Consider the following 13,001-nt stretch of genomic DNA (forward strand, 5'->3'; position numbering starts at 1 on the left):
GCGTTCGAATACCGATGCCCTACCTATTTAACTTTTAACTTGCAACTTTTAACGCCGACCAATGGGGCTATCCAGAAGCCACATTCCTCTCATTGGCACTGGCCGCAAATGTTACATTCCTTTTAAAGCTGAACAATCCATCCAGGAGTCCTGCTGTGAGTCTGCGCCGCACTGCTTTGCTGGTCGTGTCTTCGCTTCTCTCCTCTCCCCTGCTGGCGGCCGGCCATGAGCCGCCGAAGTACACCCCCCAGAAGGGCACCGAGATCCTGTGGGATACGTGGGGTGTTCCGCACATCTACGCGAAGTCCGTCGAAGACATGTTCTACGCCTATGGATGGGCGCAGACAGCGGCTCACGGCAACCTGCTTCTCACCGTCTACGGGAACTCACGCGGCAGAGCCGCGGAGTACTGGGGGACGAAAGGAAATCCCATCAGCCCCGCGGCTAATAACCTCAACAACGATAGCTGGGTGTGGACCAATGGGATTCCCCAGCGCGGCGAAGAGTGGCTGTCGGCGCAGACGCCTGAGTTCCGTAAATACCTGGACGCCTTTGCCGCCGGTATCAATGCCTACGCCACGGCTCATGGAGACATGCTGAGCGGAGAGGCCAAGCGTGTCCTGCCCGTGACGACACTGGACATCATCACGCATGAAGAGAAGTTCGTGAACTTTACCTTCGTGGCGGGTTCGCGCCTCATGTTCCCGACGCGCAATGCAGGCACATCCGATGCCGCGTTGGATCTTCGCATGGCTCCGTTTGCGGATGATGATCCCTCCGTTCCGAATATGGACATGGAAGATGGCTCCAACGGCTGGGCTATCGGACCGTCACATTCCGCAAGCGGAAAGGCCATGCTGCTGATGAATCCGCATCTGGCCTGGGCCGGCGAACAGAGCTACTTCCAGGTGCAGCTTACAGCGCCGGGCATCGACCTCTCCGGCGCTACACAGATCGGACTGCCCGTCTTGCGCTTCAGCTTCTCGCCGTACAACGCCATCACCAACACGGTGAATACCAACGACGGCGCCGACCTCTACAAAATTGTCCTCAAAGACGATGGTTATCTCTTCGATGGCAAGGTGCTTCCCTTCAAGGTAGAGACACATACGTTGAAGGTCCTGCAGGCGGATGGCAGCACCAAAGAGCAGGAACTCACGATCAAGTCCACCGTTCACGGCCCTATCGTCCGCACCGATAATAGCTCGCCTATTGCTCTCCGCGTCGCCGGCCTGGACAAGCCGCAGATGTTGGATCAGTACTGGCACATGGACACTGCCCATACCTTTGCCGAGTACGAAGCACAACTCAAGCGCCTGCAACTGCCGATGTACAACGTGATGTACGCCGACCGCGATGGGCACATCATGTACTTTTTTGCCTCCACCCTGCCGAAGCGCAGCGAGGGTGACTATGCCTTCTGGGGCGGTGTGGTTCCGGGCGACGAATCGAAGTATCTGTGGAACGAATACCTACCCTATGAGAAGCTGCCAAAGCTGATCGATCCGCCGACCGGCTATGTACAGAACTCCAACCAGCCACCGTGGGATGCGGGGTGGCCGACGATGATCGACCCGGCGGAGTATCCCGCCTACGTCGCTCCGAAGTTCCCGCACTTCCGTTCTGACCGCGGCCTGCGCATGCTTTCGGAGGACAAGAAGATCAACTTCGACGCGCTGATCGCCAAGAAGCTCTCGACCCACATGGAGCTTGCCGACCGCATGCTGCCCGAGCTTTTGGAGGCGGTCAACCAGTACGGAAGTGACAGCACGAAGAAGGCTGCCGATCTGCTGAAGAGCTGGGACCGCAACGCCGAAGCGAATTCGCGGGGAGCCTTGCTGTTCTACGTCTGGGCGCAGAAGTTCACCAACGCGCAGTTGACCATCTCCACGGCTTCCGGCTCACGCAACTTTGCCGTTCCCTACAAGGTGGAAGAACCGTTGACTACGCCGCGCGGCCTGAAGGACCCGAAGTACGCCGTGCAGTTGCTGGACGAGGCCATCGGCGAGACCGTCAAGACCTATGGCGCAATCGATCGCCCCTGGGGCGAGGTCATGCGCTTCCAGATCAATGGACAGTCCGACGGCAACACCACTGCGGAACGCGGCGCGCCGATCGACGGAGTGGACCTGCCGGGCAACGGAGGTTACGGCAACCTGGGCATCTTCCGCGTTGTCACCTTCGGGCCGATTGCCAACGGAATCAAAACACCGGTCCACGGTGACACCATCACCATGGCGGTAGAGTTCACCAAAGTACCGCATGCCAAGGTGCTGGTCAGCTATGGCAACTGCTCGCAGCCGGGCTGCAAACACCACACTGACCAGCTTCCCCTGATGCGCGACAAGCAGTGGCGCGATCTGTGGCTGAGCCGCAAGGATGTGGAAGGCAACCTCGAAAAGCGCGACCCGCTGAACTAGCTCTACGACTCCGGCTGTACGAATACCGTGCAGCCGGGACCGTCCGTTTTATCCTGAAGAGGTGACTTCCTCTAAGTTTCAGCGCCTGTGCGCTTCCCTTCTCTTCGCGATTCCTGCCATTGCCGCCGCGCAGGGCACCATCACCGGCACCGTCATGAACTCGACGCGCAATAAGCCTTCCGCCGGCGACGAGGTAACGCTGATCCGCCTGCAGCAGGGCATGCAGGAGTCCACCAAGACCACCACCGACGCCAAAGGCAAATTCACCTTACAGGTACCGGACGCAGGTATTCACCTGGTGCGCGTCACGCACGACAAGACGCCGTACTTCCGTCCTGCCCCTCCGGGAACCGAGTCCGTTGAGGTTGAGGTCTTCGACAGCGCGCCCAAGGTAAACGGCATCGAGTGGGAGGCGGACGTGATGCGTCTGCAGACCGACGAGAGCGGCAAGCGGATGCGCGTCGTCGAGAACTTCTTTGTGAAGAATGACTCCAACCCAAAGAAGACGCAGTACTCTGATCGCCCCTTTGACTTCTGGCTGCCGGCCGACGCCACCATCTCGGGCTCAGCCGCGCTTGGACCGGGCGGTATGCCGGTGCAGTCTCCGCCGATGCCTCTGGAAGAAAAGGGCCACTACGCCTTCGTCTTCCCCATCCGTCCCGGTGAGACGCGCTTCCAGGTCTCCTATGAACTTCCGTACAGCGGAACGCTGACGCTCGGGCCGCGTCCGACGATGAAGACCGGCACCATCGCCCTGATGATGCCCAAGACCTTCAAGTTCGCGGCAACCGGGGGAGCGCAGTACAACCTTGTCGAAGAGCTGAATGCCCAGACCTATGTGGCGCGTGATATCGCTCCCGGCGCCAAGCTCGGATTTACCGTCTCCGGTACCGGCCAACTGCCGCGCGATGCGGCGCAGACGAGCGCTGATGGTCAGCCAGCAGCGGGTGGCGGCGACAGCCAGGCAGCAGCACCAGGCGGATCGGCAGCGACCGATACTAAGCCGGGCGGTGGACTCGGAACGCCAATCGACACTCCCGATCCATTGACCAAGTACAAGTGGTGGATTCTGAGCGGTCTGGCGCTGCTGCTCGCAGTCGCCGCAGGGTTCTTCCTCAGCGGAAAACCCGCGCAGCCTGCTGGCGCAGCGGCAGGAGCTTCGGCAACCGCACCGGCGGCGCCTTCCGCTCCTCCCCTGTTGCAGACCCTCAAGGACGAGCTCTTCTCCCTGGAAACGGATCGCGCAACCGGAAAGCTGACCGAGGCGGAATACACGGAACAGAAGGCGGCGTTAGAAGTCGTACTCAAACGCGCTATCAACCGCACATAGAAATACTTGAGGCTGCCCACGGGCAGCCTCAAGTATTTTGCGGCTCTTTCTCTTAGCTCAGAACCGTAAGCTTTCCTTCCGGTGACTTCTCGATGGCGTGCAGAAGACGGCCGTCGCCGTCCAGGTGCTGCAGCGTCAGCTTCTTCGGTGTGACCGAGAGACGGCTGAAACCATAGACCTTGTGTGCATACGGTCCACGCACCGTGGGATCGACCTTGAGCTCGTACAGATCCGCGCCGCCGCCTCCCGAGAGGAAGTAGGTCGTCGGATGCCCTTCGAACTCCAGATGCTGCAGGTCGTGGTCATGCCCGGCCAAATACGCATGGACACCGTACTTGCGGAAGAGCGGATCCCAGTCACGAATCAGTACCTTGTGGTCGCCGTGAGGCCCGTCGGAGAAGACGGGATGGTGCGCGATCACCACCGTAAAAGGGGTCTTGCGAGGCTTCTGCAGCTCCGCCTCAAGCCATGCGAGCTGGGCGATGCGTTCCTCTTCCGTCAAGGTGAAGTCGATCGTCGGCTTGCCGTCCTTCCGCGGACCAATCGGATGCGGCATGTTGCTGTCGAGCGCGATGAAGGTGATCAGCGGATTCTTCTTCGGGAACTCGAAGGTGTACCACTTTGCCGGCATGGTCCAGCGGCTGTGACCACGCCGGGCGTACTCCAGCTCTGCCTCGACCTTGCTGTTCGGAAAGTACTGGTAGTCATGGTTGCCCAGCACAGCGTATGCGGTGCAATCAAAGACGCTCTTCGGATACATCTCCTCGAAGCCGGTCTTCCAGCGGTCGGAGTCTACACCACCCTCCAGCGCTTCATACCAGTTATCTCCCAGCATTAGCAGCGCTTGCGGCTTCAGCTTCTGGCTGAGCGTGTAGTCTGCCATCCCTTTGGCAACAACCTGCTGCGCAGCGGGATTCAGATATCCCCAGTCGCCCAGCATCAACAGCTCGGCGGCCGCCGGATCCTTCGGCATCATCTTAGCCAGGCCATGGCGCGAAGCCCACAATGCTGTAGCGCTGAATGCAAAACTCTGCCGGAGGAAGCGGCGCCGATCGAGGTGCAGGTTTTCCATACGCCTGGTATATCACCGGCGTATGAACGCCGGATGACTGCCCAGCATCGTCCGCCGATCCCGCCACGTCTAATAGGAAGAAGGACGAGAACCGCCATGAACACGCYAAAAACTGCCCTGCTGCTGACATCCCTGACCCTGCTGATGATGTTCGTGGGAGGGTACTTCGGCGGGCAAAACGGCATGGTGTTGGCATTTCTGCTGGCCGCCGTCATGAACTTCGTCAGCTATTTCTTCTCGGACAAGATTGCCCTGGCGATGTACCGCGCGCAGCCGGCGACCCAGGAGCAGCTGCCACGCGTGTATTCCATCGTGGAGCAGCTTGCTTCCAAGCAAGGCCTGCCTGTGCCGAAGATCTATCTGCTCCCTACCGAATCTCCCAATGCCTTCGCAACGGGCCGCAATCCGAAGCATGCCTCCGTCGCTGTGACCGCGGGCATTCTGGATCTGCTGGACGATGAAGAGTTGGAGGGCGTCCTCGCGCACGAACTCGGGCATGTACGCAACCGTGACATCCTGACCAGCTCGATTGCCGCCACCATCGCGGGAGCTATTACCTTGCTGGCGCATATGGGCCGCTTTGCCATGATGTTTGGCGGATATGGAGGCCGGGACGATCGTGAGCGCGGTGGCGGTGGCATCGGTGCGCTCCTGATGCTGATTCTTGCACCCATCGCAGCCACGCTGATCCAACTCGCGGTCTCGCGCTCGCGGGAGTACGCCGCCGATGCCTCCGGAGCGGAGATGACCGGTAACCCGCATGCCCTGGCGCGCGCACTGCAGAAGATTGACGCCTACTCCCGCCGCCTCCCGATGGATGCGACGCCGTCGACGGCACATCTGTTCATCTCTGCGCCGCGCCTGCGCGCCAGCGATCTGGCAGGCCTGTTCAGCACGCATCCTCCGATGGAAAAGCGCGTGGAGCGCCTCATCGGCCGCGAGCGGATTTAGGAACAGAGCTGGCAGCCAACTTGCTCCAATAGCCTGCTGCGATGAAACTTGAAGCATGGTCGCCTTTCTTCGTGCCCTCCGGCTGCTCTCGCTCGTCACCTGGATGGGCGGCATCGTCTTCTTCGGCGCCATCGCCGCACCTGCGATCTTCTCTCCGCAGGTGTTGGAGATGACACAAGGCAACACACGGATTCCCGGCATCATCGTCGGCCTATGCCTGACGCGGCTGCACTGGGTCGGTCTTGGTTGCGGCATTGCTCTTCTGCTGACCACGGTCCTGCTCTATCAGCGCAGCCACCGCAACCGGCTGCAGATGCTGACCATCGTCAGTCTTACAGGACTCATGCTGTGCCTGACGATGTATATCGGCTTTCACATCATGCCCCTGATGGAACATGACCGCCAGCTCGTGGGCGGCGATTTCACCAACCTGCCCCTCACCAACCCGGAGAGAGCCGACTTCGACCGTCTACACCAGGTCTCCACGCGCCTGGAGCAGATCGTCCTCCTCTGCGCGCTGGGTGTCACCCTGGCCATGGCGAGCGAAGATCTGCCACAAGACCGGACCGTCTAGGGCGTGTCATCAAACTCGTGCCCGTCAGCGCCGGGAGCAGATTTTTTCTCGATCGAGGAGCGAGGAGAGAACTGTGGCCGGTCCACTGGAACGACGAGTGACAAAGAGATCGGGAATCGGGGTCCCCAGTCAGCCTTGCTGGCTGGGGTGAAGAAAATCTGCCCCGGCCCTCCGGGTTGCGGCGCAAATTCGCCCGTAATTCGTTGTCGGCCTCGTATGGACTAATTTGCGCTCGCAACGCTGACGGCAGGAGTTTGATGACACACCCTGGCTGCACCCTTTCCGCAGCTGTCCCATCCAATGAGAGACTATTGAATGGAAAGAAGTTAACTGAACTCTCCTGATGTCTGCCTTTGCCCTAAGCCTTGCTCTCGGTACTATCGCCGGTCTCGCCGACTTCCTCGGTGGCCTGCTGCTCGTGCGCCGTTCGCCAACGACGCGCTCGCTGCGCTATTTCGTCGCCCTGGGTTCGGGCTTCATGCTGGCTGCCGCCGTTCTGGAGATGCTTCCCGAAAGCCTGAAACTCGCCCCGACCTGGGCTCCTCTCATGGTTCTGGTGGGCTACTGCGGTGTCCACCTGATTGAGCACACCATCACGCCACACTTTCACTTCGGTGAAGAGACCCATCACGACGAGTTCATCGCTCGCTACAAGTCGTACTCCGTGCTCCTGGGTCTAGGTGTTCACACGCTCTTCGACGGCGTGGCGATTGCCTCAGGCTTCCTGATCTCGAACTGGCTGGGTTACATCGTCTTTCTGGCAGTCTTCCTGCACAAGCTACCCGAAGGGTTCACCGTGGCCTCGGTCATGCTGGCCAGCGGGCAGTCCCGTAAAACGGCCCTGAATGCTGCTCTTTCGTTGGGGCTGGCTACTCTGGCCGGGGTCTTTCTTATCAACATCTTCCCCTCATGGGTCCACATTGGTCTGCCGGTCTCTGCGGGTGTCACCATCTATGTGGCCGCCACAGACTTGGTCCCGGAGGTGAACCGTGAGCCCGGTATTCGCATGGCGCTTGTCTTCTTTGCCGGCGTCGCGATTTTCTTTTTACTTCGTCTCCTCGCCGGTTAAAAGCTAAAAGCTTTCTTAAGCGACGTTTCCCCCGAAATTCGGTAGGCTTAAGCAAGTGTTCGTCCGCGTCCTAACTCTCTGTCTGCTCAGCGCGACCGCCTTCGCCGCCGAGCACATCACGCTGCGCACAGGCTTTACGCTGGACTGCGTACGCCGTGAAGCAGCGGCAGAGCCCGGCCGGGTACGGCTTTACACCAGCGAACAGAGTTACCTCGAAGTTCCACAGGAAGCCATCGCTCAGGCTGAATTCTTCGAGGCGCCGGCGCCGTCTATTCGACCGGAGCCGAAAGAACCAGTGGCAAAAGACGAGACATCGCTGACGCCCGCCGAGTTGCAACAGTTGCTAGCTTCAGCCGAGGCAGCACATCGCGTCGACGCCGACCTGCTGGCCGCGGTCGTTCGTGCCGAAAGCAACAACCGGCCTGCCGCAGTATCCCGCGCCGGGGCGCAGGGACTCATGCAGCTCATGCCCGGCACTGCCCGCGAACTCGGTGTTCACAACAGCTTCCACCCTGGCGAAAACGTCAATGGAGGCTCGGCCTACCTGGACACACTGCTGACCCGTTATCACGACAATATGGCCATGGCGCTGGCGGCCTACAATGCAGGTCCTGGAGCGGTAGATCGCTATCATGGCATCCCTCCCTACCGGGAAACTCGTGCCTACGTAGCACGCGTCATTCACGAATTCAACCGGCGTAAACTCGAGGCGCAGACCCGCAACGCAACGGCACAGGCCCAGGCTCAATGAAGGACAAGAAAACTCCGGTCTCTTTGGCGGTACTCGCAGTTCTTGCCATCCTGATCTATTTCTTCCGGTCGAAGATCCACTTCGATTTCGGGCTGTTTGTGCGCCAGCTTCGGTTGATCGACTATAGGCACGTCACTGCCGGCATTGGCTTGATCTGGGGAACTTATCTTTTCCGCTCCTGGCGCTGGACCATCCTGCTGGGGAAGCTCCGCAAGGTTTCGCCGCTCTCGCTGACGGGGTCGCACTTCATCGGCTTTACCGCAGTCGCCATCTTCGGACGTCTGGCGGACCTGTCACGCCCATACATCATCGCTAAACGCACCAGGACCTCGATCGCGCCTCAGATCGCGATCTATACCCTGGAGCGCATGTTTGACCTGGGATCAGCGGCCCTGGTCTTTTCGACGGCACTGCTCTTTCTGCCCAAGAACATGCCACACCACGAGACCTTTGTCCGGGTTGGCGCGTTCTCGCTGGCGGCAACCATCGCAATCGCTATCTTCGCAATCGCCATTCGGATCGCCGGTTCTGCACTGGCAGCCATGGCCAAAGCAGTTCTGGGCCGGCTCTCGGAGGGGCTCGGTGAAGCCGTTGCCGAAAAGATCCTTGGCTTCCGCGAAGGATTGGGCGCCATTCCCAGCGTTGGCTCGCTGGTCGTCACCATCATCCTTTCCATCGTCATGTGGGCGATGATCGCCGGAGCGTACCTGCAGACGACCCACGCCTTCGTACATACCCCGCAGCTTGGAACACTCACCTTTGCCAGTGTGATGCTGCTGATGGCCGCGTCGCTCGGCGGATCGCTCCTGCAGCTTCCTGTCATTGGCTGGTTCACCCAGATTGCTGCCACCGCCGCCTCCATGCAGGCGTTTTACAGCGCGCCGATCGAGGCTTCTACAGCCTGTGGAGCGCTGCTTCTGATTGTGACCTCACTCAGCATCATTCCCGTCGGCCTGGTCTTCTCACGCATCGAAAGCATCTCTATCGGTAAAGTTGCTGAGGCCAGTGAGCACGCAGCCGAGACATCGGCTTGATAAAATGAAGTTATCCCAATGAAGTGTCCCTACTGCGGATTTACGCAAGACAAGGTCGTTGACTCTCGCGAAAGCAAAGAAGCCGACTCCATACGTCGACGGCGCGAATGTGAGCGCTGCAATAAGCGCTTTACCACCTATGAGCGCATCGACGAGATTCCCTACATGGTCGTAAAGAAAGACGGCCGCCGCGAGAAGTTCGACCGGCAGAAGGTTCTTTCCGGCATTCTGCGCGCTTGCGAAAAGCGTCCGGTCTCGGCGGCAAAGCTGGAACGTGTGGTCGACGAGACCGAAGCCTATGTGGTGGACTCGCCGGAACGCGAGCGCTCCACCTCCGAGGTTGGCGAACTCATCATGTCCCGCCTCAAAGAGCTGGATACGGTGGCCTATATCCGCTTCGCCAGCGTCTATCGCGATTTCAAGGACGTTCGCGAGTTCAAAGAAGAGCTGGAAGAGCTTCTCCATCGTGAGAAGCGATCGATCTAAGTTCCCATCCAAAAAAAGGGCACGGCAAGCGCCGTGCCCTTTTCCGTTTAGAACTCCGGAGTTACCGGCAATGCAACGGCATTGACACTCTCAGGATCATCCAACAGTTTGACGAAGAGCACGGTGCCGTACGGGCGCGGCACTTCAAGCTGGCTATCGCCGAAACCCGGCGGGACATCCTTGGCGTTGTCGAACTTGCTGGTCGCTGCGACTGCTTTCAGTAAGTACAAATTGCTGCCGATCAGGTGGCAGGGCTTGGTGTCGTCCACCGGGCAGCGAATCTCTTTCAACATCGGCGCCCGCACCAGCGTTGCCAGCGGCTGCCAGTCTCCCTGAGAACCATCTGCTCCGACAGCACGGAACTGCAGTTTGCCAAAGCCCGAGGCTCCCAGCGCTTTCGACGGATCAAGGTTCGCGATAGCGGTAGATGCATCCTGCAACACCAGCGTGCCATCGTCAAAGCTGAGCATCGTCTTCAAGGAGCCGTCTTTGGTCGCAACCTCGATCTTCTGGCTGCGAGGAAAGGCGCCATTGGCTTTCAAAAAGAACGTGAGCTTATCTGAAAGAGGAAGGTCATCCTTATTCGATAACCGAATGGAAGGAACACCGCCATTAGGCGCTGTAATATGCCGGTTCACCAGTGTAACCGTCGGACGTGCTTCCAGAATCGAGGCTTGAACATCGACCGTCCGTCCATCTTTCAGATGGGCGTGTGCTGTCGCTGTCTCACCGGGCTTGACCTTCAGTACCGGAGCGTCCTTGGAAAGGCTCAGATTCAGGATGCTGCCAGGCTCTCCGGATGGCGTGAAGGTCGCGCCGTTCAACTCTACGGATTGCACCTGATCGAGCGAGTTGCCCTCTAACACTCCGGCCGTATCACCGGCGTGCAGTTTGAATGAGGTCAGCTTCGCAGCCTCGTTGTAGGCCTTGGTCTCGACCTGTTGCGGCTGCTGATCTCCATACTGCTCTAATTCAACACGCAGATCACCTGGGTTCACATCTTTGAGCATCGCCTTGGCAATAAGCTGATGCGATTGTTCTCCGGGATGAAAGTCCGCATTGATCTTCTTCGGACCGCTGACGACCTCTACCTTTTCGACGCAGCCAATGCCGGTAGAAGCGAGCGTAAAGGCGTGTTCGCGTCCGACGATGACACCATCTTCCGAGGTCAGCTTCCAATCCTTGCCTGGCTCGTTCTGCAGCGGCAATGTCGGTCCATCAAAGGAGTCGAAACCCCACTGGCCGTGAACGGTGCCGGTCAGCCCACCTCCTGCAGACGACGCGGGTTTAGAAGCAATCGACGTATCATCCGCCGTCATGGAACGCCTGCTATCCTCTGCCGCGGAGGTCAGCACAAGCCCGCCCTTGGAGGCGTCGGCAACCAGCGGAATATCCTTCCCTTCCGGCGTATTCACATGCAGCACCAGATCGTGCGCGATGCCGGTCGAGAAGACCAGAGGGGCATTCTGCAGATGCAACACAACCTCCGGCTTCAGCAGGCAGGTCACTTCCTTGGGATTGCCCGGCTGTAGCGGAGGCAGCTTCGTCGGTTGGATGCCCGGCAGTGCAATCACAATCACCGACTTTGGATTGTGGAACGAAGGAGCGGCATTGAGGCGGAGATTGAAGTGATCGGTATCAGGAAACGCCACCGCCGGAATGTACTGGTACTGGGCGGTATGCATGTTGGTCAGCAGCTTGGTCAGATCCACCACTGCACCGACATACGCGCTATAAGCGCCACCACCGAATGGAGCGGTCGAAGCCGCAGCGCCAGCGAGGTCGGCGCCGCCATTGTTGGCCAGCTCCGTTACGATGCTGGCGCCATGGCCATCATCGAGCAGGGTCTGATTCCCGCTCTGCGTCAGGCAGACGATCTGCTGCTCCGCGGGCTGGTTGAAGCAGTCGGAGTTGGGCTTCAGAGCGAGCGTCCGAGCCAGAGCCTCAGAGCGGTCCGAGAGCAGTTTGGCATCGTTCGTCGCCGGAATCTGGCGCATTCCTGCCAGATAACGCTCGATGCGGGCCTGCTCGAAGCCAAGCTCCGTCAGGTCCTGCGAGGCGCGGACAAAGATGCCGGGACGGCCGCGCACAGCCGACTTCAACGTTCCGAAGTCTCCGCCCGTCTCAGGAGCGAGAAAGAGCAGCGCCTGCTGCGCGTCTTTCGGCACAGTGACGAAGACTCCCTCTTCCTTTACCTTTTTGTTCCAGCTCTCGATCTTGGTAAACCACTCATCCGGTGGAGGGTTGGTGGTGCCCCGCAGAAAGGCCGCAATCAGCAGCAGATGCACCGACTGGGATTCCGGCAGCTCCGGACGCAGCCAGAGCCGGTCCCCGGGCTGCAGGTTTGCAACCTGCGCAATCGGGAGCGTACGGCTGCCGCGCGTGACGCGGATATCGACTTTGGGGCCGGTCAGATCGAAGCGGGCAGGGTCCGCCTGGACCGCCGTAGCAGCACAGAGTGCGGCAAGAGAGAGGAGTCGAACAAACTGGCTCATCGTTCTAGGTTAGATTGACCAGACCCTCGGATGGTTATCCGCCTAGAAGTTGTACAAAATAGATCGGTTAGCTCGCTACGGAACCTTTGTGCCGAACGTCGGCGCCCCGCACCCAGAAGATCACGTCTTCGGCAACGTTGGTTGCATGGTCTCCGACCCGCTCCAGATTGCGCGAGATGATCAAGGCATTCAGGGCCTGCGGCGTCAGTTCCGGCTGACGCTTGATGAGCGCGCTCAATGCGGTGAAAGCCGCATCATTCATCGCATCCACCTCATCGTCCATCGCGAGTACCGAGCGCGCCAGTTCAGCATCGCCTTCGATAAACGCCTGCAGAGCCTTGCGGACCATCGCCGAAGCGAGGGACGCGGCACGTGGAATGTCTACCGGGAGATCGACATTCGAATAGGCTCCCATCTCCCGCACGCGGACGGCGATGTTTACAGCCTGGTCACCGACGCGCTCAAGGTCAGCGTTAATGCGAATGACAGAAAGAATGAACCGCAGATCAATGGCCATGGGCTGTTCCATCGCCAGCAGATCGAGCGCTGCCTGGTCGATCTCACGCTCCAGCCGATTGATGGCCGGCTCCGATTTGAAGACCAGTTCGCAGATCTCTAAATCACGCGTGCGATATGCCTCAATGGCACGCTGAATCGCCTGCTCGGCCATACCCGCCATGACCAGCAGCTTTTCTTTTAACTCATCGAGACTCTGATGAAACCGGATACGCATTAGAGCACTTCTCCTAATACTGTAACTTTGGATAAACCTGCGAATGCCGTTTTCTTCGCCGGAAAACGGCGCAGACAGCCAAGACT

11 protein-coding genes are annotated in these 13,001 nt (G+C 59.4%); 8 read left to right on the top strand and 3 right to left on the bottom strand.

Features of this window, described 5'->3' with window-relative positions:
* The first annotated feature begins 155 nt into the window (after positions 1–155).
* On the top strand, positions 156–2,420 hold the full coding sequence (locus AB4Y89_RS14660) for a penicillin acylase family protein (RefSeq protein WP_442301682.1): 2,265 nt from the start codon (positions 156–158) through the stop codon (positions 2,418–2,420).
* 61 nt (positions 2,421–2,481) lie between these two features.
* Entirely contained in the window at positions 2,482–3,750 is a 1,269-nt protein-coding gene (locus AB4Y89_RS14665; protein WP_442301683.1) for a carboxypeptidase regulatory-like domain-containing protein, read from the top strand.
* 52 nt (positions 3,751–3,802) lie between these two features.
* Here AB4Y89_RS14665 and AB4Y89_RS14670 read toward each other — a convergent pair whose 3' ends face one another.
* Positions 3,803–4,822 (bottom strand): metallophosphoesterase, encoded by a 1,020-nt coding sequence (locus tag AB4Y89_RS14670; protein WP_442301684.1) that lies wholly within the window; start codon positions 4,820–4,822, stop codon positions 3,803–3,805.
* 96 nt (positions 4,823–4,918) lie between these two features.
* On the opposite strand from AB4Y89_RS14670, the gene AB4Y89_RS14675 reads away from it, so the two are divergent.
* The 6 genes from AB4Y89_RS14675 (at position 4,919) to nrdR (ending at position 9,687) form a co-directional block, all read left to right on the top strand.
* The gene (locus AB4Y89_RS14675) at positions 4,919–5,773 is read left to right on the top strand and encodes a zinc metalloprotease HtpX (protein ID WP_442301685.1); all 855 of its coding nucleotides are present in this window, start codon (positions 4,919–4,921) and stop codon (positions 5,771–5,773) included.
* A 55-nt stretch (positions 5,774–5,828) separates the two neighbouring features.
* Positions 5,829–6,347: a DUF4149 domain-containing protein gene (locus AB4Y89_RS14680; protein ID WP_442301686.1), complete on the top strand. Its 519-nt coding sequence runs from the start codon at positions 5,829–5,831 to the stop codon at positions 6,345–6,347.
* A gap of 343 nt (positions 6,348–6,690) precedes the next feature.
* Positions 6,691–7,416, top strand: coding sequence for a ZIP family metal transporter (locus AB4Y89_RS14685; RefSeq protein WP_442301687.1), 726 nt, complete (start codon positions 6,691–6,693; stop codon positions 7,414–7,416).
* Positions 7,417–7,471: 55 nt separating this feature from the next.
* A complete protein-coding gene (locus AB4Y89_RS14690; protein ID WP_442301688.1) occupies positions 7,472–8,167 on the top strand; it encodes a lytic transglycosylase domain-containing protein in 696 nt (231 codons plus the stop codon).
* Positions 8,164–9,201: a lysylphosphatidylglycerol synthase transmembrane domain-containing protein gene (locus tag AB4Y89_RS14695; RefSeq protein ID WP_442301689.1), complete on the top strand. Its 1,038-nt coding sequence runs from the start codon at positions 8,164–8,166 to the stop codon at positions 9,199–9,201. Before AB4Y89_RS14690 ends, AB4Y89_RS14695 begins: the two co-directional genes overlap by 4 nt.
* 18 nt (positions 9,202–9,219) lie before the next feature.
* Positions 9,220–9,687 carry a transcriptional regulator NrdR gene (gene nrdR, locus AB4Y89_RS14700; protein WP_147647712.1) on the top strand — a complete coding sequence of 156 codons (468 nt, stop codon included), beginning with the start codon at positions 9,220–9,222 and terminating at the stop codon, positions 9,685–9,687.
* A gap of 47 nt (positions 9,688–9,734) precedes the next feature.
* On the opposite strand, the gene AB4Y89_RS14705 is transcribed toward nrdR, so the two are convergent.
* Together AB4Y89_RS14705 and phoU are read right to left on the bottom strand one after the other, a co-directional pair.
* Positions 9,735–12,182 (bottom strand): hypothetical protein, encoded by a 2,448-nt coding sequence (locus tag AB4Y89_RS14705; RefSeq protein ID WP_442301690.1) that lies wholly within the window; start codon positions 12,180–12,182, stop codon positions 9,735–9,737.
* A gap of 67 nt (positions 12,183–12,249) precedes the next feature.
* The gene (gene phoU / locus AB4Y89_RS14710; RefSeq protein ID WP_263418954.1) at positions 12,250–12,915 is read right to left on the bottom strand and encodes a phosphate signaling complex protein PhoU; all 666 of its coding nucleotides are present in this window, start codon (positions 12,913–12,915) and stop codon (positions 12,250–12,252) included.
* Between the last annotated feature and the right edge of the window lie 86 nt (positions 12,916–13,001).

The organism is Terriglobus sp. 2YAB30_2, assembly GCF_052114765.1.
Classification (GTDB): Bacteria; Acidobacteriota; Terriglobia; order Terriglobales; family Acidobacteriaceae; genus Terriglobus.

Excerpts from the sequence above, each read along its gene's own strand:
- AB4Y89_RS14705 (WP_442301690.1), bottom strand. The coding sequence starts at position 12,182 with ATGAGCCAGTTTGTTCGACTCCTCTCTCTTGCCGCACTCTGTGCTGCT.
- AB4Y89_RS14680 (WP_442301686.1), top strand. The coding sequence starts at position 5,829 with ATGGTCGCCTTTCTTCGTGCCCTCCGGCTGCTCTCGCTCGTCACCTGG.
- phoU (WP_263418954.1), bottom strand. The coding sequence starts at position 12,915 with ATGCGTATCCGGTTTCATCAGAGTCTCGATGAGTTAAAAGAAAAGCTG.
- nrdR (WP_147647712.1), top strand. The coding sequence starts at position 9,220 with ATGAAGTGTCCCTACTGCGGATTTACGCAAGACAAGGTCGTTGACTCT.
- AB4Y89_RS14670 (WP_442301684.1), bottom strand. The coding sequence starts at position 4,822 with ATGGAAAACCTGCACCTCGATCGGCGCCGCTTCCTCCGGCAGAGTTTT.
- AB4Y89_RS14685 (WP_442301687.1), top strand. The coding sequence starts at position 6,691 with ATGTCTGCCTTTGCCCTAAGCCTTGCTCTCGGTACTATCGCCGGTCTC.
- AB4Y89_RS14695 (WP_442301689.1), top strand. The coding sequence starts at position 8,164 with ATGAAGGACAAGAAAACTCCGGTCTCTTTGGCGGTACTCGCAGTTCTT.